Origin of the sequence: Malaciobacter pacificus, from assembly GCF_004214795.1 — a bacterium.
GTDB classification, from domain to species: domain Bacteria; phylum Campylobacterota; class Campylobacteria; order Campylobacterales; family Arcobacteraceae; genus Malaciobacter_A; species Malaciobacter_A pacificus.
Genome location: NZ_CP035928.1, coordinates 1,664,086 through 1,686,677, shown reverse-complemented (window position 1 = coordinate 1,686,677; position 22,592 = coordinate 1,664,086). Strand labels below are relative to the sequence as shown.

The following is a 22,592-nucleotide window of genomic DNA, read 5'->3' as shown; positions in this document are numbered from 1 at the left end:
TTAATGTTTTAAATTAAAAAGAGTGAATATTATATGAATAGAAAAATTATCTCAAAAGAGTAATCATACAGCAGTAAATTGAGGTAATTTAGATAAATCAATTGGAGGAAAAGTGTTTCTAAAAGATGCTACAGATTTAAACAGAAGTATAATTTTATTCAATTCTTAAAAAACAAAAGTGAGCAACTATAATTTCATATACATAGAAAAAATGAAGATATACATGACTTTAAAAAGTTATGGATTTTTCAAGTTGATGGAGAGTGTTTTGAACCAAAGGAAATAAAAGAAAAAATATTAAGAAGTATATGTTGATTTAAATTATTTGTTAAATATTAATCAATGGTTATTAGGGACCCTGTAAATTAAACTGTGTAAATTATCTTTAGCCTAAACTCTCACTCTCTAACAATTGGTTATAATTTTCGAGGGAAGGTTAGATGATTTTTTAGAGGTGTAAACTAGTTATTTGACACAGATTTTTTAAGGGTCTCACAAAATATAGTTAAGGGTCTCATTTGAGACAATTTCTATAACATAAATTTGATAGCATCTAATGAATCTCCTGAATATACTCCTCCATCAACTATATTTTCAATTATATATTCATCATCTTCATCTTTTTCATTTGATGAGTATATATTTATTACATAATCATCATCGCTAATAAATATTTCATAATATAGATTACTATGTTCAAATTCTATTTGTCCTGTTTCATCAAGTTTATTTTTTAGTTTTATTATAGTTTTATAATTCACGATTTACCTTTGTTTTATAAAAAACATATGTTAAATGTTTTTTAATTACAATAACAAAACTATATTAACAAAGGATCTCTTAAATGTTTCAGTTTGGTATCTATGAACAACTAATTAATAGTTTTATTTCAAATAAATTAAATCAACTAGATAGTAATCAATTTTATTTAAAAACAACTCAATTAGATAAGAATGAAGCTTCAATAGTTTTAACACAATATTTATCAAAAATATTAAATTTAGGATTAAATTTAATTAGTGGGGAAGATAGTATTGAAAAACAGATAAATCTTATTAATAAAATAATACTTTTATTAAAAGATGAAATTGAGAAACAAAACTTTGAACAAAATTTACTAGATACAAATACTTTAATTTTAAAAGCAGTTTTACCAAGAATAGATTCTAAAATTAATAATTTTGATAGTTTTATTAAAGAAATTACACCTTATACTGGACTTACCCAAAGTGAACTTTTTACAGGTAGTAATGCTAGTGTATCATTAGAAAGTGAAATAAAAAAAGAGATTCTTTCAAGTGATAAAATATATTTTTTAGTCTCTTTTATAAAATGGTCCGGAATAAGAATTTTTGAAAAAGAGTTAAGGGAGTTTACTGATTCAGGAAAAGAATTAAAAGTTATCACAACTTCATATATGGGAGCAACTGATTTAAAAGCGGTTGAGTTTCTTTCAAGTCTACCTAATACTCAAATAAAAGTTTCATATAACACAGCTAATGAAAGATTACATGCAAAGTCTTATCTATTTTTTAGAGATACAGGCTTCCATACTGGATATATTGGTTCTTCAAATATTTCAAAAAGTGCACTTACAAGTGGTTTAGAATGGAATTTAAAAGTTACATCCAGTGAAATATCTCATATTATTAAAAAATTTGAAAAAACATTTGAAACATATTGGGAAGATAAAGAGTTTGAACTCTTTAGTAAAGCAGATACTTTAAAACTTCAAAATGCATTGAAAAATGATTCAATTATTGATAAAAATAGTGCAGTTACATATTTTGAAATAAAACCATTTCATTATCAAGAAGAAATTTTAGAAGAGTTACAAGTCCAAAGAAAAATTCATAATAGATATAAAAATTTAGTAGTTGCAGCCACAGGTACTGGTAAAACTGTAATTAGTGCATTTGATTACAAAAGATTTAAAAATCAAAATAGTAGCGCAAAACTTCTTTTTATTGCACATAGAAAAGAAATTTTAATTCAAGCAAGAGCATCTTTTCAAGGAATACTCCGAGATAATAATTTTGGTGAACTTTGGTTTGATGGTGTCACACCTACTTCAAATGAATATGTTTTTGCTTCTGTTCAAACTTTACAAAATAATATAAATGAGATAAAGTTGAGTAAAAATTATTATGATTTTATAATTATAGATGAGGTTCATCATATTGCTGCAAAAAGTTATAGACCAATTTTAGAAAAGTTTGAACCACAAATACTTTTAGGATTAACAGCAACCCCTGAAAGAATGGATAATGAAAATATTTTAGATGATTTTTGTGGAGTTATTTCTTCAGAAATAAGACTTCCAGAAGCTTTAAATCGAAAATTACTTTGTCCATTTCAATATTTTGGAATAAGTGATAATGTAGATTTAAAGAATATTAAATGGCAAAATGGAAAATATCAAGCAAGTGAATTAACTGATGCCTTTACGACACAAAATAGAGTTCAAGATATAATACAAAAATGTGAAGAATATTTAACTAATATAAATGAAGTTATTGCATTAGGTTTTTGTGTAACACAAGATCATGCAAAATATATGAGTGACAAATTTATCGAATCTGGATTAAAAGCTGATTATTTAATAAGTGGTAGTAATAATCGTGATAATGTAAAATCAAGATTATTAAAAAAAGAGATTAATTATCTTTTTGTAGTTGATATTTTTAACGAAGGTGTGGATATTCCTGAAATTGATACAATTTTATTTTTACGTCCAACGGAGAGTTTAACAGTATTTCTACAACAATTGGGAAGAGGTCTTAGATTTGCTGACAATAAAGAGTGCTTAACGATACTTGATTTTGTAGGAAATGCGAGAGATGAGTATGATTTTGAAGGTAAATTTAGAAGTTTAATTGGAAAAACTACAAACTCAGTAAAAGATGAAATAGAGAATGAATTTCCTCATTTACCATTAGGTTGCTCAATTGTATTAGAAAAGAAAGCAAAAGAACATATTTTAAATAATATAAAAAAAGCTACATCTTTTGGAAGAAAAAGATTAATCTCAAAAATTCGGAATTTTAAAAATCATACAATCTTGCCCTTGACAATAGATAATTTTATGAAAATAAATCATATATCATTGGAAAATTTATATAAAAATGATAGTTTTACAAAGCTTTGTTATGAAGCTGGTGAAATAAAAAATTATGATGAGATTAATGAAATAGAAGTAGTAAGAACAATATCAAAAAAATGGCTTTTATCAAAATCAATAACTTATTTTGAATTTATTTTAAAATTAATAGAGAATAAATTTGATTTAAATTTTATAAAAACAAAAACAGAAGAGTTAATGCTTATGATGCTTTATTATGATTTTTGGCAAGAACCTAAGAAATTTGAAACATTAGAAGAAGGAATAAAATATATAGGTCAAAATAAATTATTAGTAAATGAAATGAAACAAGTTTTAAAATTACTGATAGATAAAATAACTTAACTTTCGCACCTAAAACCAAGCAATTTTCCAGTCACATCTCTTAATAGATCAATGATAGCTGTAAAATCCTCATTTCTATTGACAACTTCTTCAATTTTTGCAATCTCATCTAAAATAGCTAAAAATGCTTGCATAGCTATTGCTAGAGTATGAAGTTCACATTCTAAATCTTTAAACAATCCACCAATTGTTTTAGGTTCATTGCTGATACGATTTATATAGCTAACAACATTGTATGTAAAAAAAGATAGTGTAATTCTGGCTATCAAAGCTTCATAGATTCGATTCTCTTCTTTTCCGAATCCAAAGTGTTCACGAAGTTCTTTATACCCTTGTTCTATATCCCATCGTCTTTTATAAATATCTATAATCTCTTCATCACTAAGTATAAGATTGGTTGATACGATTGGTATTAAATTCTCTTTTGTTTTTATAAAAACAATTTTTAATTTACCAGCTTTTTTATGTTCAACTATGGTTGAAAAATACTCAAACTTTATCTTTTTGCCATATTGACCCATCTTGATAGATTTAAGCTTTTTAAATTTGTTATAGATGCCATCAAGGGTCTTTTTCTCTCCTGTAAAATTCCATATCCTGTCATTGTTTACCATTCTTGAAATGACTTGCAATCCAAGTTCATTCATAGTTTCTATAAATACAGGTTTAGAATACCAGCTATCTACAAGCAGATAATCTGCATATATACCACTAGCTACTGCTCTTTTAATCATCTCTATAGCAATTTGTGATTTCCCTTTTAAGCTTTCCAATCTTCGCTTATGTGCATTGGTTCGATGATCAATAATATTTGTAAACTCTTCTATCTTTACCCTTGCATAACTGTTCATAGCAATTGCAAAGTCCAACATAAAATTTGAATAACCATCACTATAGTTTAGTGATACAACATTTACACCTCTGATTTTTCTCTTTGCTTTATTGCTCCAAAGGTTGTCACAACTTCCCTCTATATTTTTACCAACTTTATCTTCAACAGTATCATCAAGTATAAGAACTCTTACTAGCTTTGAATCTTGCACTTTATGAAGTAGTGATAAGATCTTTAAAGAACTAAGAGATAATAGTTTTCTCCAATTATAAGAAGTATTGGAAAGTAATCGATAATATACATCTTTTTTGAAACTATCATTACTTTGATCCATAAAGGTTGATATTTTTTTATTCATAACCAGCATATATACAAAATGTAATACAACCATATGAACAGCAACTCCCTCTTTTTTAGAAAAATTGCTCTTGGTTAAAATAGTTTTCATATTTAACAAACGTAATGTTTCATAGATTGGATTTTTTAACTTATCGTTTATAATACCGATGATCTTGGATTCTATCTGCATTCTTACCCTTTAATATAATAGATATTATAGCTAAAAGTGCCTATTTAAGGGCTTTATTGAGAGTTCAAAATAGAAAAATATCATAGAAAAACAACTAAATTATTTTTATGTCAACAAGGATAAGATTATTAACTAAAGGAGTAATGTTTTAGGGAGATTTAGCTACAATTTTAATCAATTTAACGTGCGAAAGTTAAGTAAAATAAATTATTTAGAAAATGATTTAAATTTACCTTATTCATGTCCCATTAAAATTCATTCAAGATATACAAGAGAACAAATATTATCAGCTTTTGAACAAAATACAATAAATAAAAAATCAAGTAGTAGAGAAGGTGTTTTAAATATGAAAGATAAAAATACAGAGTTGTTATTTGTTACATTGGAAAAAACAGAAGATAAATATTCTCCCACAACTATGTATGATGATTATGCAATAAGTGAAAAATTATTTCATTGGCAATCTCAAAATTCAACAAAGCCAGATTCTATTAAGGGGTTAAGTTATATTAATCATCAGAAAAATAATAAGAATATTATACTTTTTGTAAGAGAATCTAATCATAATAATGAGAAAAAGACTATGACTTATGTTTGTTTAGGAAAATGTTTTTATAAAAGTCATTATGGAGCGCAACCTATGAGTATAATTTGGGAATTAGAAAATGAAATACCTCCATTTTTATGGAAAAATATTGCAAAAATGTCTGTAGGATAATGCTTATAATTGATAACAATTTAAATTACAAAAAACAAAAAAGAAAAAAAGGGGACAAAAAAAAAGCAAAAAAAGGGGACAGTCCCCTTTTCTCTCACTTTTCTCTTTCTCGACGAGTCCCCTTTTCTATCAAATATTTCTCAACTCAAACTTTATCTTAAAAATTATCGCATCTTGACAAAAACGTACGATATTTAGTACAATATTAAAAATAAATAAAAAGGTTAAACATGACTAGAATTATGTCAGTAAGTCAAGTTAGGGCAGATATTTATAATGTTATGGATGAAACTGCACTAACTCATGAGCCTATACTTATCACAGGAAAAAGAAACAATGTAGTGATGCTTTCTCAAGAAGATTGGAATGCAATAGAAGAAACACTATATTTGAACTCTATAACTAATATGGCATCTTCAATCCAAGAATCAATGAATGCAGATGATAGCGAGTTTAGTGAAGATATTGAATGGTAGAGTATAAAATACTTTATAGTAAATTTGCACTAAATGATGCTAAAAAACTTGTCAGTGCAAATTTAGATAAGAAAGCTAAAGAACTTATTGAAATCATAAAAAAAGATCCATTTAAAAATCCACCTCCTTATGAAAAATTAGTAGGAAATTTAAATGGTTCATACTCAAGAAGAATAAATATTCAACACAGATTAGTTTATGAAGTAAGGGAAGATGACAAGGTTATAAGAATCTCTAGGATGTGGTCACACTATGGAGAATAAGATAATAAATCTTAAATCTTAATCCTATTAAAAAAACTAAGAACAATAGAAAGAACTACATATATAAAAAAGAAGTAAAAACCAACTTCTATCTCAGTCACTATTTTTGACATACCACTATTTACTGATGATAGATATACTAAAAATATTGATAATACAAACACATCTGTCATAGACCACTTACTAAGAGCTGAGAGTAGTTTTGTGCTTTTATTCAGTATTGAAAAATGATTTATAAAAACATTTACAAATGAAAGCAGAGTTTTAATAAGTGGAAAAATCACTGAAAAAAGTAGGATGATTCCACCTACGAAGTATTTTTCTTGGATAGATATTAGTTTGTTTATAGATTCTAGTAAGCTTAGGGATTCAAATTGTAATATTGCATCTTTTATATTTACTATATTTTGAAAATTATAATCTAGCAATATATACATCATAAATATAGGACTAATAAGTCCAAAAAATAAACTTAGAAGTGTAACACTATGTATGTATGTTAGAAAGACTTTTTTTGAAACAACAAAAAAGCTTAGAAGTGATAGGGCGATTATGCTTGCGTAGATAGTGATATATTCTATAGGTTTTTCTTTTAGGTTTTCTAGTTCTTGTTTTTTTGATGGTGTTTCACTTTTTGATGAGTTTGGCTTTTGTCCTAAAAGTGCTCCTATAAAACCATTTAACATCTCTTTTGTGTTTTTTTCTACACTATTTGAGATTGTTTGTTCTTGGGCGTATTGTTTATAAGTATCTTCATAGACTTTTGCATTTTTATATGAAGTAAAAGCAAAAAATGTAAGTGAGATAAAAACTACTGATAATATAAGTGTAGATATAATGTCTTTTGTCAAAATAATTCCTAAAATTTTTTATTGGTGTGATATTACTATAGATTTAATTGGAATTAATTAAAAAACTAAAGATGGTACAAAACATTTGAAAAAAATAAAACTATTTATCGATGGAAGTTGCAATCCTCAAAAAAAGCTAGGAATAGGTTCTTACCTTTTACTTGAAGATAAAACTTATGACTTAGAAGAGTTAAAATCAAAAGTCATAAGCAAAGAGTTTAGCGATACAAGTTCTACTAAGCTTGAACTTCAAACATTTATTTTTTCTATTGAAGATATTGCTTCAAAAGATAGTGTGATAGAAGTATATACAGACTGTCAAAATATCATAAATCTACCATCAAGAAAAGAAAAGCTACAAGCTTTAAATTATCACTCAAGTACAGGGAAATTATTAAACAATGCTGAGTTATATAAAGAATTTTTTGCTTTATTAGATAGCTATGAAATTAGTTTTGTAAAAGTAAAAGGTCATAAGAAAAATAGTTTAAAAGATGAAATTGATAAGATATTTAATATCGTAGATAAAGCTAGTAGAAATATTTTAAGAAAAAGCTTGTATTAAAACTCTTTTAATACAAACTTAGGAACATAAGCTTCTTCATTTAATAGTTTACACCATCCAAATCTATCACATGATTCAATTACAACAGAATCATTTTTTACAATTTTTCTGATGCTTTTACTTTTTGAGTTTGGTTTAGATCTTAAATAGTAAATATTTGTTTTTAGTTGTGTTGTAATTCCTTCATTTTTTTCTTGAACTTCTTTTGTTTCTTCTTCTACCGATTCTTCTTCTTTTTTTGCTTCAATTTCTAAATTTTCTGTCTCTTGAATTTCTTCAGTTTCATTTTGTATTTTAATTTCTTCATTAGTAATATTTTCAACAATTGAGATATTATCACTCTTATTAGTCTCATTAATCTCTTCTTCTATACTATTTTCTTGAATTATCTCTTTTGCTTTTATAATATTATCACTAGTTAAAGGCTCTTTTTTTATTTCCTTAACAATCTTTTCTTCTTTTACCATAGGTGTCATCTCTTTAATCTCTTCTTTATCATAAAAAAAGAAGTAATAAATACCATATATAATTGCAACAACAATTAAAATAATAATCATGTCTTCAAAAAAAGATCTTATTTTTGCACTCAAAACATTCCTTTTAACAAATCAGTAATTTTCTCAAATAAACTTAATTCTATAGAAAAAGTACTAATTAAAAGCTAAAATACTTTACAATACAAATTAAAATTTAAAAAAGAGAAAAATAAATGATACTTTATATACATGGATTTGGTAGTAGTGGACATGGTGGTAAAGCGACACTTTTTAAAGAGTATTTTGAAGATGAGGTTATAACTCCTTCTTTATCTTATGTTCCTAACTTAGCTATTGATACATTAGAACAAATAATTGAGATGCTTTTAGAAAAAGGAGAAAATGTTGGTTTAGTTGGTTCTTCTCTTGGAGGATATTATTCTATTTATTTAGCAAATAAATACAATTTAAAAGCTGTATTAATTAATCCAGCAATTTATCCATATAAGACTTTAGATAAGATAGGAATGGCAACTAATTATTATGATGGAAGTAGTTTTGAAGTTACAAGAAATCATATAGAGAGTTTAAAAAGCTATGAAGTTGAAAATATAAAAAGCCAAGAAAATTTTTTAACACTCTTACAAACTGAGGATGAGGTTTTGGATTATACTCAAGCTGAAGAAAAATTAAGTGAAAGTGAATTAGTTATTGAAGAGGGTGGAAATCACTCTTTTGAAAATATTGAAAGCTATTTTAGAAAAATTGGTAGTTTTTTAGGGGTTTAAATAAAGAGTTGATAACTCTTTATTTTTCTTCAGGTGTGTAGATTTCATCTAGTAAAGAATCTACAAAATCATCAGGGCTAAATTCGATTAAGTCATCTTGTTTCTCACCCACTCCAACATAAAAAATTGGTAATTCTAATTGATTTGAAATTGAGAACAATGCTCCACCTTTTGCTGTACCATCAAGTTTAGTAACAATGATTCCATCAACCCCAACTATTTCATTAAATGCTTTTGCTTGAGCTATTGCAGAGTTTCCTTGTGTTCCATCTAAAATCATAAGCTTTTGATGAGGTGCTCCTTCATACGCTTTTCCACAAACTTTAACAATCTTTTTTAATTCATTATTTAAGTTTTGTTGAGTTTGTAATCTTCCTGCTGTATCAATAATTACATTATCAATATTTCTAGCAACTGCTGAAGAGATAGTATCATATGCTACTGCACTAGCATCATGTCCTTGTTTTGTCTTTATTATTGGTACATCAATTTTTTCTGCCCAAGTTGAAAGTTGCTCAATTGCAGCTGCTCTAAAAGTATCTCCTGCACCTAATATTACAGATTTACCTTCTTTTTTTGTTTTATTAGCTAACTTTGCAATTGTAGTAGTTTTACCAGCACCATTTACACCAATGATAAGTCTTACAAATGGTTTTGGAAGGTTTGTTAAATCTACATCAGGTGCATGTTCAAAAAGCATTACAAGTCTGTGTCTTAATTGTTTTCTTGTAATTTCTTCTGGAAGTCCATCCATAGCTTTTTCGATAATTTCATATTCCATATCAGCTTCAATTAGCATCTCTTCTATATCATCAAAAGCGATTTTTTCTTTTCTTTGGGGAATAACAGACTTAATATTTCCAAAAGTTTTTTCTAAAGCTTTAGCAAAGAAACCTTTTTTTTCTTCTTTAACTTCAACAGGGTTTGCATAAGTTTCTTCTATACTATTTGAAGGCTCTTCTTCTTTTGGTAATTCTTGTTCAACTACTTCATTTATTTCAAGTTCTTCTTTTTTTTCTTCTTTCTTCTTTTTAAAAAAACTAAACATCAATTATCCTTATTTAGAAAGTAGTTTTTTAATATCAATTTCCATCATTTCAGATGGTACTAGACCAACATATTTTTGGAATATAGATGAATCTTTTGAAACTAGATACATTGTTGGGATTGATTTAATTCCACCTAATGACTTTGCAAATTCAAAATTTTCACTAGAATTAGTGATTTCATAGTTAATATTATATTCATTTATAAAAGCTTGAACACTTTCATTTGTTTTATTATCTTCCAATAAAATTGATATAACTTGTAAATCATTTTTATAATCATTTTGTAGTTTAATTAAGTTTGGAATTTCTGCTTTACAAGGAGGACACCATGTAGCAAAAAAGTTTAATAAAACAATCTTTTCTGGGTTGTTTTCTAATGTTATTTTATTATCAGTTACTTTGATATTGATTTGTTTATTATCTATAGTTGTAAGTGTAAAATTTGTTTTTTCTTTAATTACTTCTTGTTTTGTACTTTCATTTTCATCTGAAGTTTTAGTACTCTCTTTTGAATCACACCCATTGAAAAATAATAGTGATAAAATTGATAAAACAGCAATAGTTTTAAACTGCATTTTAAGTCCTTTGGGTAAAATATTTTGTTGGGTAGGAATTTTACCCAAGTGAGGCTTAAATATGAAAAATGATCACAAAAGTGATTTTAGAATATCATCAATTGAAAGATTAAAGTTTTATAGCCAGTTTTCAAAGTATTATAGAAATAAAATTATTGTTAAAAATTTAAAAAAATTTATAGAAGAAAAAGACGGTAAAAACATATTACTTTACATTCCAATGAATATGGAAGTTAATGTTACACCTTTACTAAATGAGCTGCGAAAACTCAAAAATAAAGAAGTGTATGTCCCATTTATGCAAGGGGATAGTTTTAAAATTGTTAAGTATAGACTACCTTTAAACAAAAAGAAGTTTGGTATTAAAGAACCAAATAACTCTTTTTGCAGGCCAAAAAAAATTGATATAGCAATTATTCCTGTTGTGGGTATAGATGCTATTGGAAAAAGAATAGGCTTTGGAAAAGGAATGTATGATAGATTTTTTGATAGGTTAAACTATCAACCAACTATGGTTTTTACACAATTAATACTTTGTAAAAGTGATAAAATACTTTCAAATAATTATGATATTCAAGCTGATTATATAATTACAACATAAGGTTTGAATATGGAATACGTTATTGTAGCTATACTTGCTGCTGCACTTAGTGCTTTAGTGAGTATTCTTGTCATAAAAAAATTAAATAAAGCTAAATTTCAAATATTTATCGAACAAGCAAAAGCAAAAGCAAAAGTTATAGAACATGAAGCAGAAGTTGCTTTAAAAGATGCACAATTAAAAGCAAAAATTGAGTGTGATAAAGAGTTTAAAAGTGCTAAGAAAGAGTATGAACATATGCTTAGCAAAATTGAGAAAAAAGAGAGAGAACTTAATGAACATCTTGAATCTGAATTAAATGCTATTAGAAAAGAAAAAGATGAAATAATTGAAAAAAATAAAAAAATTACAACAATTAAAGCGGGTTTAGAAAGTCAAAAGAAAATATATGAAGAAAAAACAGTAGAAGCAATTAAAATTTTAGAAAATGCATGTGGATTAACTGAAACTGAGGCTAAAGACTTGATGATAAAAAAAGTTAAAGAAGATGCAAGAGCTGAGATATCTTCAATCTTTAGAAAAAAATATAAACTTGCAGAAGAGAATGCAAAAAATGAAATTAACAATATGTTATCACTTGCTGTTACAAGATATGCAGGCGAATTTGCTGCTGAAAGACTTATAAATAACATTCCAATCAATGATGAAGAAACAAAAGGTAAAATAATTGGTAAAGAGGGTAGAAATATTAAAGCCCTTGAAATGCTAATGGGAGTAGATATTATTATTGATGACACTCCAAATACAATTACTATTTCTTCATTTAATTTATATAGAAGAGCCCTTGCTACAAAAACTATTGAAGAACTTTTAGAAGATGGAAGAATTCAACCAGCTAGAATTGAAGAAGTTTACAAAAAAGTTAAAACGGAATTTGATAGAAATATCTTAAAAGAGGGTGAAGATGTAGTCCTTGAATTAGGTGTTAAATCTATGCATCCAGAGCTTATGAAACTTGTTGGAAGATTAAGATATAGAGCTAGTTATGGACAAAATGCTTTAGCTCATACACTTGAAGTTGCAAATTTAGCTGGTTTATTAGCTTCTCAAATGGGTGGAGATGCTGTTTTAGCTAGGCGTGCTGGATTATTACATGATATTGGCAAAGCTTTAACACATGAAATGCCAGGAAGCCATGTACATTTAGGTGCTGAAATTTGTAAGCGATATGATGAGTGTGATACAGTTATAAATGCAATTTATGCACACCATGGACATGAAGAACCAATAAATGTTGAATCAGCTTCAGTTTGTGCAGCAGATGCATTAAGCGCTGCACGTCCTGGGGCTAGAAGAGAAGTATTAGAAAGCTTCTTAAAAAGAGTAGAAGAGGTTGAAAATATTTCAACTTCAAAACCAGGGGTTATTAATGCCTATGCAATTAATGCAGGAAGAGAAGTTAGAGTTATTGTTAAGGCTGAACTTGTAAATGATGATGAATCGGTAATCTTAGCAACTGAAATTGCAAAAGAGATTGAGCAAAAAGTTCAATATCCTGGAGAGATTAAAGTTAATGTTATTAGAGAATTAAGAGCTGAAAGCTATGCAAGGTAATATTTTATGAGCACAACACAACCAAAAACAAAAATTATTGCAGGAAAATACAAAGGTAAGGTTTTGGATTTACCTTCTTTAGAAGTTACTAGAAGTTCAAAAGCTAGACTTAAAGAGTCAGTATTTAATGTTTTACAATTTGATATTATAGATAAAGTTTTTATTGAAGCATTTGCAGGAAGTGGTTCAATAGGTCTTGAGGCAATAAGTAGAGGTGCAAAGAGATCTTACTTTATTGAATTAAATAAAAATTCATATAACATCTTAGTTAAAAACTGTAAATCTATAGATATGGAAAAGTGTCAAACTATTCAAGGAGATACTTTTGTTCAAACTCCTTTGATACTAGAATTTTTAAAGAACTCAACTGATGAATTAATTTTGTATATTGACCCTCCATTTGATTATAGAGACGGGATGGAAGGTATCTATGAAAATTCATTTGATATAGTAAAAAATATAGAAACTAACAATATTTACATGATAATTTTTGAGCATGTATCAAGTTTAGAAATGCCTCAAGTTTTAGGTAAATTCTCACTTGATAAGACGAAAAAGTTTGGTAAAAGTTCTTTATCTTATTATTCTTATACACAAGAGTAATTAAAATGTTTAGATTTTCTTTGTATTTTTTGATAACTGTAGTTATTGGAGTTTTTGTACTTCCTTTTTTTTATACAGTATCACCTTATGAATTAAATCCAACAAAAATTCTACAAGCACCATCTTTTGAACATATCTTTGGTACAGATAGATTAGGAAGAGATGTTTTCGCTCGTGTACTTGAAGGTGGACAAACCTCACTTATAATTGGATTTTTAGCAGCAGCTATTTCTTCTATAGTAGGTTTATTTATAGGAATAAATGCAGGTTATTTTAAAGGTAATATTGATAGAAGTATAACAATTATTATTGATTTATTTTTAACATTTCCAACTTTTTTTCTTTTATTAGCTTTAGTCTCTTATATCCAAGCTTCAGCCTTGATTTTAATAATAGTAATTTCAATCACTGGTTGGATGGGAATGGCAAGGATGATTAGGAGTGAAAGTTTTTCTATTTCAAATAGACCATTTATAAAAATATTGAAACTTTCAAACGTAAGTACTTTCAAAATCATATTTAAATACTTCACTCCTCTTTTAGCTCCAATTTTTTTAATTTCATTTACATTTGGTGTGGGTGGCTCTATACTTGCTGAGTCTGGACTTTCATTTTTAGGACTAGGGATAAATCCTCCTGATATGTCATGGGGGAGTTTATTAAGTGATGGTAAAGCAGTGATTGATATAGCTTGGTGGGTAAGTTTCTTCCCTGGATTAATGATATTTATTATTACATTTTGCTTGATGCAAATAAGTGACTATTTACAAAGTAAAGCAAATCAAAAAGAGTTGCAATTGCAATAAACTATTAAATTTTATTTAATAGTTTATCTAGTAAGTTTGTACTAAGTACTCTTTTTGCAAAACCTAAGATATATGTTGCTTTTGTAACATAATATCTAGGCTTAGGTTTAGTTGTATTCATGATTTTTAGTACAATATTTGCAACACTACTTGCAGGAAGATTAAAAGGTGCTTTGTCTTCATTTGTTTCTAGTCTAGCTTTTAACTCTTTTTTATATGTATCTGTCCAAAAACTATCTTCTATGTTTATATTTTTATTAAATTTTTTAAGTGCGTTTTCTCTAAACTTAGAAGTAACTGGTCCTGTGTTTATTGTAGATATAAATATATTTGAGTTTAAAGTTTCTAGTCTTAATGTATCATTGATTCCTTCTATTGCATATTTACTTGCATTATAAGCACCTCTAAATTTAAGTGAGATTATACCAAGTACTGAAGAGTGCTGTATAATTTTTCCATAGCCTTGTTTTCTAAATATTTTCATACTTTGAATAGTCACTTCATGTAATCCAAAAAAGTTAGTTTCAAATTGCTCTTTTAAAGCTTTAGTAGATATATCTTCTACTGCTCCTGGTTGACCAAAACCGGCATTATTAAATACTGCATCTATTTTATTATCTTCTTTTAAAATATATTCTAATGCATTTGTTATATCTTCTTCTTTTGTAACATCAAGTTTAAAACTAATAAGCCCAAGGGTTTTTAAATATTCTACATCTTTTTCGTCTCTTGCTGTTGCATAAACTTTTATATTGTTATTATTTAATGTTATAGCTGTTTCTAAACCAATTCCTGTTGAGCAACCAGTTATCAATATGTTTTTCATAATTTAACCTATATATGTTTAATTTGTTGGTATTATAACAAAAAGCTTTATTATAAAAAAAAGGTATTTAATGAATATATTGATAAATTTTCTAATTTTATGTGTAGTGTTCTTATTTACAGCTTGTAGCTCAAAAAGTGACTCTGGTTTTAATCAATCAAATAACTCAATATCTTTAAATAAAAATGTTCCAATCTCAAGTATTCCAAGAACTATAAAAAGCCCAGTCTCAATTGGACTTGGATTAGGAGGTTATATTTCACGACATTTAGGTATTCATGTAGGCACAAGTTACAGACCTACAATCTCAAATGATGATGCTTTGAAACTGGAGAGAGCATTAAATCAAAATAATATTTCTTTATCAAATATTGTTGCAGATGAGTTTGATAATATGATGAAAAATGATAGTTTTTATAAAGATAAATATGTACCTTTTGGGTCTAATTATAAAATATATCTTTATATTCCAAAGTACTATATTGATACTGCTACTTTTTCATCAAAAGCTAGTGTAAAAATAGTTATTACTACTAAAATATTTAATGAAAAAGATGAGTTGATTTATGAAAATAGTGAAGAAAATGATTCATTATCAAGATATTATAAATATGATGAAAATGAGATTTTAAACTCTTATGAGATATTGAATAAGGTTTTAAGAGACTCAGTTAGAAATTCAATAGCTAAAATAATTATTGATATGAAAAAGAATTAATGACACAAAAAGATTTACAAATAAAACAACTTCTAGATAAAGAGGTTTTAAATAGAAATTCAAGTTCAGAACTATCTTATGATAAGCCAGACCCTTTATTGGTAGCAAAAAGATTTGATGATGAGTATAAGATACTTCTATGTGCTCTTTTCGCTTATGGTAAGGCATCTTTAATTGTTAAGTTTTTAGATAGTTTAAATTTTGATTTACTAAATGAAAAAGAAGAAGTTATTAAAAAAGAGTTGAGTGATTATTATTATAGATTTCAAAATGGCATGGATATTATAAAGATATTTCAAACTTTTAGAAATATGAAACAAGAGATTAGTTTGAATGAAGTTTTTCAAAGAAGTTATAATCAAAATCAATCTATATTAGAAGCTCTAGATAGCTTAATAAATATTATATATGATTATGCTAATTATAATTCTCAAGGTTTTAAATTTCTAGTCTCAAGTCCTTTGAAAAGAGATAGTAAGAACTGTATTAAATTAATAGGAAATGCTCCTTATAAAAGATGGTTTATGTATCTTAGATGGATGATTAGAAATGATGAATTAGATTTAGGTTTATGGTCTAATATAGACAAAAGAGATTTAATACTTCCTTTGGATACTCATACTTTTAATGTTTCTAAAAATATAGGATTACTTAGTCGAAAAACTTATGATTTAAAAAGTGCAGTTTTGATTACTCAAAAGCTTAGGGAATTTGATATAAATGATCCAATAAAGTATGACTTTGCACTATATAGAATAGGGCAAGAGAAATTAGTTTAAATCTCTTGTCCATTTTCTAGAAGAATTCTATTTCTTCCTTTTTCTTTTGCATCATATAAAAGCATATCAGCTTTTTGCAATGTAGTATGATAATTCTCATAATTATTTCTAATGGCAACACCTGCAGAAAATGTAATTTTTATTTTTTGATTGTTATAAATAAAACTATTTTCTGTAACAATCATTTTAATGCGTTTAAGATATTGAAGTAGCTCTCTATTTAATTTAAAGTGAACAATAGCTACAAACTCTTCTCCACCATACCTACAAACTACATCATGATCTCTTGTATATTTAGCTAAAATTTTTGCGAATGTAGAAAGGACAACATCTCCACACTCATGCCCAAAATTATCATTTAGTTTTTTGAAGTGGTCTAAGTCGAAAAATACAACGGCATATTGAGTATTGTTTCTTGTAAATGAACTCTCGATTTTTTTGATCTCTTCTGTGTAAGCTCTTCTTGTAAGTAATCCAGTTAAGTGGTCTTTCATACTTTCATTTTTTGTTCTACTTAACTCTTCTTCTAAAGATTTAACCTTTTCTTCTAATTCCTGAACTTTTGTTTTACCTGATTGAAGTTTATTTGTAACAGTGTTCATTTCACTTTCAATTGATGTTGCAGCATTTATTAGTTCTGTTTGAAGGTTTGTTAATGCCTCAGTATCTCCATCATCAATCTTTATTGCTTGAATTTTTTCTTTTATTGATAAAACATTTTGAGAACCAGAACCGTTACTCGATATTGCTTCATTTAAGTATTGACCCATTAATACAACGAATTTAGAGATATCTGAAGTTCTTTTGATAACTACTTTTTTATCTCTTTCAAATCTATTAGATATGAAGCCTTCAATTTTTTCTTGAATCTCTTTTTTGAATAATAGTTGAGGTTCTTTATCTATTTGTTCAAAAATTGTATCTATATCTTCATTGTTATCATCACAAATAGAAGGTTGCAAAGATTGTTTTAAAATATCTGCTAAAGTATGAACATTTTCTATAGTAACTCTACTTAAAAGTAGGGGTATTATATCTTCAATTGTCGAAAAATTGTTTTTTTTAACTTCCTCTTTTTCTACATCGTTTAGTTGAGAAATTAAAGTTTCAATTTGCATTTTTTATCCTAGTAGTTTTTTAACCATTTCATTAATTCTTTTTCCATCTGCAACACCTGCAAATTTCTTTGTAGCATTTCCCATAACTTTTCCCATATCTTTCATTGATTCTGCACCAACTTGTGCAATAATCTCTTTCATGCCATTTTCTAATTCTTCATCAGTAAGTTGTTTAGGTAAATACTCTTTAAATACGTCAACTTGCTCTTGCTCTTTTGCTACTAAATCATCTCTTGAAGCTTCACTGTATTGAATAATAGCTTCTTGTCTTTGTTTTATTCCTTTTTGAATAAGTTTAATCACATCTTCGTCAGTTAATTCTTTTCTCTCATCTACTTCAATTTGCTTGATTAATGTATTAATTGCTCTTATTGAATCTCTTTTTACAATATTCTTTTCTCTCATTGCAGTTTTTAAGTCTTCTTTTAACTGTGCTTTTAAACTCATATACATCCTTTAATAAATAATAATTATTATATCTTTTTAGTTTTTAAAACTCTCTACTAATTCTTCTAATTCTAAATATTTTTCTACTTTTTGTTCATAAATTGCTTCAATTTCTTCTAATTCTTTTGAAACAGCTACTATTCCCTTTTGCTCGTAGCATTTAGGATCCATTAAACAGCTATTTAACTCTTCAATATTATTTTCTAATTCTTCAATCTCTTCTGGTAGTTTATCATACTCTCTTTGGTCTTTATAAGATAATTTTGTCTGTTTTTTTATCTTTTGAGGTTCCTCTTTTTTAGTAGAGTTATTTGTAGAACTAAGTTCATTTTCTAAATTATTTAATTCAATTAGTTCTTTTTCTATTTCTAAATATTCAGTATAAGGTTGGAAACTTTCTTCTACTAAACCTTGACCTTTAAATACAAATAGTTTTTTAGCAATTTTATCTACAAAATATCTATCATGTGATACAAATATCAATGCACCTTGAAAATTTAATAAATACTCTTCTAAGATATTAATAGTAGGAATATCTAAATCGTTTGTTGGCTCATCTAAAATCAGACAATCAACTTTTTTTGTAAATAATAAAGCTAATGCAACTCTATTTTTTTCTCCACCACTTAATACTCCAATTTTTTTATCTAAATACTCTTTTGGAAATAAAAAGTTTTTTAAGTAACCATAAACATGCAGATTTCTACCATCATCTAAAACTACTCTATCTCCACCATTTGGACAGAATACTTCTATAAGTGTTTTTTCATTGTCTAGCATCTCTCTTTGCTGGTCAAAATAACCTATTTGGAAGTCACCTTTTTTAAATCTACCCCCATCAACTTCCATTTTTTCCATAAAGATTTTAAGTAAAGTTGACTTTCCACTTCCATTTGGTCCTACAATCGCAATTGTGTCTTTTTGTAAGATTCTCGTTGTGAAATCTTTTATTAGTAGTTTATCACCTAAAGATTTACAAATATCATCTAATTCATAAAGCATTTTCTTTTTATTTTGTTGTTTCTCTTCACTATTAAAAGATTTTTGTTCTCTTTGAAGCTCTATTGACATTTTTCTAATAGCTGCAGGATTTGACTTGACTTTTTTCTTTAAGTCTAAGTACTCTGCTTTTCTTCTTTCATTTCTTTTTCTTCTTGCAGTTACTCCACGTTGCATCCAGTGAGCTTCTCTTTTTACAAGTCTTATTAGATTATCGTGGTCTTTTTGCATATTTTCAAGTATTTGTTGTTTTTGTTCTAAATATGAAGAGTATCCACCATTAAATTTTCTTAAAACTCCACCATCAACTTCAACAACACTTGTAGCTATATTATCAATAAAGTATCTATCATGGGAAATGAAAAGAAGAGTAAAGTTGTTTCTTAGTAGCATTTGCTCTAAAAACTCAACCATATATACATCTAAGTGGTTTGTAGGCTCATCCAATAGTAAAACATCAGGCTTTTTTAATAGTAATCCTGCAAGGCTAACTCTTCTTTGTTCTCCTCCACTTAGTAGATTTACATCTTTATTTTCATATTGTTTTAATTTGAATTCTATTAAAACTCTTTCAATAGTGTTATCTAAATCCCAAGCATTGTGAAAATCAATATAAGTTACTAATTCACTTTGTCTATTTAATAACTCTTTATTCTCATAATCTTCAATGATTTTATTAGTTACTTCTTCATATTCAGTTTTTGCAGCTTTTAACTCTTTTAATTGAGCTTCAATAGCTTCTCTAACTGTTAGATTCGCTTCAAACTTTGGTTGTTGGTCAAGCATCTCAATTTTAATTGATTTGTCAATGGACATTTCCCCATAATCAGGTTCAACTGCTTTCATGATTATTTTAAATAAAGTTGATTTACCTTGACCATTTTGTCCAATAACTGCAATTCTTTGTCCTTGCATTAAAGTAAAGTTTGCATCTTTTAAAATAACTTTTGTGTCATATTGTTTAGAGATGTTTTGTAAGTCTATTAATGCCATGTATTTTTTAGTTCTCCCGTAAAATCGGTATTCTTAGAGATTTAAATAGACCTGTAAAACACGAAAAAGTATCGTAAATCATAAAAATATGATACATTGGCACAAAATTTGATTTTTGTATCATAAACTTACAAGTCTATACATATATTTTTATTCTATTTTTCTCTGTAATAAGTAAGGATGATACCCAAAAACTGGTTAAAACCAATTTATGGTTAATACATTGTGTCATTTTTTATTTAAAAGTTGATATACTTCTAAAGCCATTTAAACTAGGCTTGACATTCTCACCGAAAGGTATGCTAAATAGTTTATTTCCGCCTACTTGTTTTTTAATATAGAACAAGCTTAGGTAAAGAGAATTATTCTAAATATATTGTTCTAAAATATTAAATCACAAGGAAAAATTATGCCTACATTCAATAAAGGTAGAATAGCTAATTCTATCTCAAATCAATTAAACTTAGAAAATCAAATTATAATTACTGCTATAAATAGTATAGTTAGTAGTTCTAATTTAAATGGTTATGACAATCTAAAATTATTGTCTAAAAAAATCAAAGATTATTTAAAATCTAATAATTTAGAAGTTAAACATAGTCAGGTTTTGAATGTTATCTCAAAATCTTTAGGATTTCAAAACCATCATTCATTAAAAGCTTATTTTGATAATCCCGTTGAGAATAAAATTAAAGTTGATATACATAATGATTCAGCTCTAAAAAAGCTTTTTTATTTTAGAAAAGAATTTATGGAAAAGTTTAATATTGAACAAGCTCATTTTTCACACTATATACATAAAGGACATGAGTTTGAATTTATGTATAGTAGAAGAGGAATGGGATTAAGAAGTAAAGAAAAACAAGAGATTAATAAATATCTTAGAGAAAAAGGTATAAAGCCTTATAAAAATGTAATTTTATTGTGCAAAATAAAGTATGATGACCTTAGACGAATTGCTTTTAATATTTTGCAACATTATCAAAGTTTTTTTAAACCTATTTGGTTTGAACAAGATGACTTTTTAAATAATCCAATTGGTGTAAGAGGTGATTGGTGGATGTCATCATATTCTAATATTGAGTATAAAAGTGAAAGTTACTTACTTGTAGATTCTTTTTCAACTGATTTACCATGGAATATTATTACTAATTTTTTGGACTATGCTTTTCATCATGGAACGATAAAAGATATTGAGTTCTTTGAAGAGTGTCTAAAACAAAAAACTTACACAAGGGATAAAAGGACAACTAAAACTTTAGGTGAAGCTTCTCGTATATACGATTGGGAAAAAGAACAGATATTAAGCTCTATTGTCAAAAATAAGAAGAACTCTATTAAAGATACATTAGATGATACAAGTTATAGAATAGACATTCAAAAATATATGTTAGAACATTTAAAAGAGTTTGAAGACAAAAATAATAAGTCAATGAAAGAAATCATTATTGAAAATTGTGATTATTTTTATGGTCAAAATAACTATAAGGATAAGGACATAAAAGAAAAGCTTTTCTCTGATTTATTACAAGTAAAACGAGATAATTATATTGATACAATGGAAGATATTGAAGATATTGAAGTTTATCGTACTTATCATGATAAATATAATTGTATTGAAATGTTATCTTCTGAAATTCAATCATTTATAAAAATGTATAAAGATGTAGAAAAAAATTATAGTAGTTATCTCACTGAATTTAGAAAGAAAGGGTACTAAATGGATTGGACACTTGTTAAATTCGGACAATATAGAAATATAGAGGGAAAGAAAAGAAATAAGACATTACCTGAAATATTGTTTCATGATGCTGATTGGTTTTTTTGGGCTTATGAACAAGGTGCATTGGTAAGAAATGGTATACCTAAAGATGAAGTTGAGCTTATGTATTATAGAGCAAGAAGAATTAAGCCAATGAAAGGATGTTATGTTAATCATTTTCTATACTATGATGATACATCCTGGGGATTCAGTTTTATATCAATAGAAGAAGCAAAAAAGTATCACTCTGATTTAATAGGTGGTGGTACTTTTGATAAAGACTATAATAATTGGGATAGTACATATAGAACAATTTTACAATTTATAGATTTGTCATTTCCAAGACAACAAAAAGAATATGATAAAAAAGGTTGTAAAGAGTTTGCTAATGATTTAAAAGATTTTCTAGGTATAAAAAGAATATCAAGAAAGTCTGCTGAAAAATTCTTTTCAAATGAAGATAACTTTATTTAATTTTAAAGAAGTCTTCAATATCAACATCTAGAACATAAGCAATTTTTGCTAAATGTTCGATGTTGAAATGATAGTTTTTATAACATATCTCGCAACATGAAATAACAGTAACAGATTTATGTCCTATTGCTTGTGCTAAAGCCAATTGAGAAACTTTTTTTTCTTCACGAATTTTCTTAACATTTTTTCCAATAGTTATATATAGATTTTGCACATAATCTTTATTTAAATTTTCAATATCTTTCATTTTTAACTTTATATAAGAAGTTGTTAAATTATATATGGTTAAAATTTTTCTCACAACTTTACATATAAAGTTATAGG

Annotated in this window: 25 protein-coding genes; 14 read left to right on the top strand and 11 right to left on the bottom strand. The window is 26.8% G+C overall.

What is annotated here, in order from left to right:
• Positions 1-530: 530 nt before the first annotated feature.
• A complete protein-coding gene (locus tag APAC_RS08440) occupies positions 531-761 on the bottom strand; it encodes a hypothetical protein (protein WP_130233691.1) in 231 nt (76 codons plus the stop codon).
• An 83-nt stretch (positions 762-844) separates the two neighbouring features.
• Between APAC_RS08440 and APAC_RS08435 the strand changes: the two genes are divergently transcribed.
• On the top strand, positions 845-3,466 hold the full coding sequence (locus tag APAC_RS08435; protein ID WP_130233690.1) for a DEAD/DEAH box helicase family protein: 2,622 nt from the start codon (positions 845-847) through the stop codon (positions 3,464-3,466).
• Here APAC_RS08435 and APAC_RS08430 read toward each other — a convergent pair.
• Positions 3,463-4,827 (bottom strand): IS4 family transposase, encoded by a 1,365-nt coding sequence (locus APAC_RS08430; protein WP_130232179.1) that lies wholly within the window; start codon positions 4,825-4,827, stop codon positions 3,463-3,465. The genes APAC_RS08435 and APAC_RS08430 overlap by 4 nt on opposite strands.
• 184 nt (positions 4,828-5,011) lie before the next feature.
• On the opposite strand from APAC_RS08430, the gene APAC_RS08425 reads away from it, so the two are divergent.
• The 3 genes from APAC_RS08425 to APAC_RS08415 all read left to right on the top strand — a co-directional run bounded on the left by APAC_RS08425 (position 5,012) and on the right by APAC_RS08415 (position 6,284).
• Positions 5,012-5,545 (top strand): DUF3427 domain-containing protein, encoded by a 534-nt coding sequence (locus tag APAC_RS08425; protein WP_228255905.1) that lies wholly within the window; start codon positions 5,012-5,014, stop codon positions 5,543-5,545.
• Between the two features lie 230 nt (positions 5,546-5,775).
• Positions 5,776-6,021 (top strand): type II toxin-antitoxin system Phd/YefM family antitoxin, encoded by a 246-nt coding sequence (locus APAC_RS08420; protein WP_130233689.1) that lies wholly within the window; start codon positions 5,776-5,778, stop codon positions 6,019-6,021.
• A complete protein-coding gene (locus APAC_RS08415; RefSeq protein WP_130233688.1) occupies positions 6,015-6,284 on the top strand; it encodes a Txe/YoeB family addiction module toxin in 270 nt (89 codons plus the stop codon). Before APAC_RS08420 ends, APAC_RS08415 begins: the two co-directional genes overlap by 7 nt.
• An 11-nt stretch (positions 6,285-6,295) precedes the next feature.
• Here APAC_RS08415 and APAC_RS08410 read toward each other — a convergent pair whose 3' ends face one another.
• The gene (locus APAC_RS08410) at positions 6,296-7,135 is read right to left on the bottom strand and encodes a paraquat-inducible protein A (protein ID WP_130233687.1); all 840 of its coding nucleotides are present in this window, start codon (positions 7,133-7,135) and stop codon (positions 6,296-6,298) included.
• An 85-nt stretch (positions 7,136-7,220) separates the two neighbouring features.
• Here APAC_RS08410 and APAC_RS08405 point away from each other — a divergent pair, with 85 nt between their 5' ends.
• Positions 7,221-7,700, top strand: coding sequence for a ribonuclease HI (locus tag APAC_RS08405; RefSeq protein WP_130233686.1), 480 nt, complete (start codon positions 7,221-7,223; stop codon positions 7,698-7,700).
• On the opposite strand, the gene APAC_RS08400 is transcribed toward APAC_RS08405, so the two are convergent.
• The gene (locus APAC_RS08400) at positions 7,697-8,290 is read right to left on the bottom strand and encodes an SH3 domain-containing protein (protein WP_130233685.1); all 594 of its coding nucleotides are present in this window, start codon (positions 8,288-8,290) and stop codon (positions 7,697-7,699) included. The genes APAC_RS08405 and APAC_RS08400 overlap by 4 nt on opposite strands.
• A 119-nt stretch (positions 8,291-8,409) precedes the next feature.
• Here APAC_RS08400 and APAC_RS08395 point away from each other — a divergent pair, with 119 nt between their 5' ends.
• Entirely contained in the window at positions 8,410-8,964 is a 555-nt protein-coding gene (locus APAC_RS08395; RefSeq protein ID WP_130233684.1) for a YqiA/YcfP family alpha/beta fold hydrolase, read from the top strand.
• A gap of 19 nt (positions 8,965-8,983) precedes the next feature.
• Here APAC_RS08395 and ftsY read toward each other — a convergent pair whose 3' ends face one another.
• A complete protein-coding gene (ftsY, locus tag APAC_RS08390) occupies positions 8,984-10,012 on the bottom strand; it encodes a signal recognition particle-docking protein FtsY (RefSeq protein ID WP_130233683.1) in 1,029 nt (342 codons plus the stop codon).
• A gap of 9 nt (positions 10,013-10,021) precedes the next feature.
• Positions 10,022-10,588, bottom strand: coding sequence for a TlpA family protein disulfide reductase (locus APAC_RS08385; protein WP_130233682.1), 567 nt, complete (start codon positions 10,586-10,588; stop codon positions 10,022-10,024).
• A gap of 61 nt (positions 10,589-10,649) precedes the next feature.
• On the opposite strand from APAC_RS08385, the gene APAC_RS08380 reads away from it, so the two are divergent.
• The 4 genes from APAC_RS08380 to APAC_RS08365 are packed head-to-tail and all read left to right on the top strand — an operon-like array spanning position 10,650 to position 14,152.
• On the top strand, positions 10,650-11,189 hold the full coding sequence (locus APAC_RS08380; RefSeq protein ID WP_130233681.1) for a 5-formyltetrahydrofolate cyclo-ligase: 540 nt from the start codon (positions 10,650-10,652) through the stop codon (positions 11,187-11,189).
• Between the two features lie 9 nt (positions 11,190-11,198).
• Complete coding sequence (gene rny, locus APAC_RS08375; protein WP_130233680.1) at positions 11,199-12,743, top strand: ribonuclease Y; 1,545 nt, start codon at positions 11,199-11,201, stop codon at positions 12,741-12,743.
• A gap of 6 nt (positions 12,744-12,749) precedes the next feature.
• The gene (rsmD, locus tag APAC_RS08370; RefSeq protein ID WP_130233679.1) at positions 12,750-13,346 is read left to right on the top strand and encodes a 16S rRNA (guanine(966)-N(2))-methyltransferase RsmD; all 597 of its coding nucleotides are present in this window, start codon (positions 12,750-12,752) and stop codon (positions 13,344-13,346) included.
• A gap of 5 nt (positions 13,347-13,351) precedes the next feature.
• The gene (locus APAC_RS08365; RefSeq protein WP_130233678.1) at positions 13,352-14,152 is read left to right on the top strand and encodes an ABC transporter permease; all 801 of its coding nucleotides are present in this window, start codon (positions 13,352-13,354) and stop codon (positions 14,150-14,152) included.
• Between the two features lie 4 nt (positions 14,153-14,156).
• Here the strand turns inward: APAC_RS08365 and APAC_RS08360 are convergent, their stop codons facing one another.
• Positions 14,157-14,978, bottom strand: a complete 822-nt coding sequence (locus APAC_RS08360; protein WP_130233677.1) for an SDR family NAD(P)-dependent oxidoreductase — start codon at positions 14,976-14,978, stop codon at positions 14,157-14,159.
• Positions 14,979-15,048: 70 nt separating this feature from the next.
• On the opposite strand from APAC_RS08360, the gene APAC_RS08355 reads away from it, so the two are divergent.
• Together APAC_RS08355 and APAC_RS08350 are read left to right on the top strand one after the other, a co-directional pair.
• Positions 15,049-15,696: a hypothetical protein gene (locus APAC_RS08355; RefSeq protein ID WP_130233676.1), complete on the top strand. Its 648-nt coding sequence runs from the start codon at positions 15,049-15,051 to the stop codon at positions 15,694-15,696.
• Positions 15,696-16,475 (top strand): TIGR02757 family protein, encoded by a 780-nt coding sequence (locus tag APAC_RS08350; RefSeq protein ID WP_130233675.1) that lies wholly within the window; start codon positions 15,696-15,698, stop codon positions 16,473-16,475. Before APAC_RS08355 ends, APAC_RS08350 begins: the two co-directional genes overlap by 1 nt.
• On the opposite strand, the gene APAC_RS08345 is transcribed toward APAC_RS08350, so the two are convergent.
• From APAC_RS08345 to abc-f, 3 genes are read right to left on the bottom strand one after another with little or no spacing between them, the layout of a single operon-like run.
• Positions 16,472-17,593: a GGDEF domain-containing protein gene (locus tag APAC_RS08345; RefSeq protein WP_228255904.1), complete on the bottom strand. Its 1,122-nt coding sequence runs from the start codon at positions 17,591-17,593 to the stop codon at positions 16,472-16,474. The genes APAC_RS08350 and APAC_RS08345 overlap by 4 nt on opposite strands.
• Before the next feature lie 3 nt (positions 17,594-17,596).
• Positions 17,597-18,040 (bottom strand): GatB/YqeY domain-containing protein, encoded by a 444-nt coding sequence (locus APAC_RS08340; RefSeq protein ID WP_130233674.1) that lies wholly within the window; start codon positions 18,038-18,040, stop codon positions 17,597-17,599.
• Positions 18,041-18,076: 36 nt separating this feature from the next.
• Positions 18,077-20,032 (bottom strand): ribosomal protection-like ABC-F family protein, encoded by a 1,956-nt coding sequence (abc-f, locus tag APAC_RS08335; protein ID WP_130233673.1) that lies wholly within the window; start codon positions 20,030-20,032, stop codon positions 18,077-18,079.
• Between the two features lie 409 nt (positions 20,033-20,441).
• Between abc-f and APAC_RS08330 the strand changes: the two genes are divergently transcribed.
• Positions 20,442-21,752, top strand: a complete 1,311-nt coding sequence (locus APAC_RS08330) for a hypothetical protein (protein WP_130233672.1) — start codon at positions 20,442-20,444, stop codon at positions 21,750-21,752.
• Positions 21,753-22,268, top strand: a complete 516-nt coding sequence (locus APAC_RS08325) for a hypothetical protein (protein ID WP_130233671.1) — start codon at positions 21,753-21,755, stop codon at positions 22,266-22,268. It begins immediately after the preceding gene.
• Here APAC_RS08325 and APAC_RS08320 read toward each other — a convergent pair.
• Complete coding sequence (locus APAC_RS08320) at positions 22,261-22,515, bottom strand: helix-turn-helix transcriptional regulator (protein WP_130233670.1); 255 nt, start codon at positions 22,513-22,515, stop codon at positions 22,261-22,263. The genes APAC_RS08325 and APAC_RS08320 overlap by 8 nt on opposite strands.
• Between the last annotated feature and the right edge of the window lie 77 nt (positions 22,516-22,592).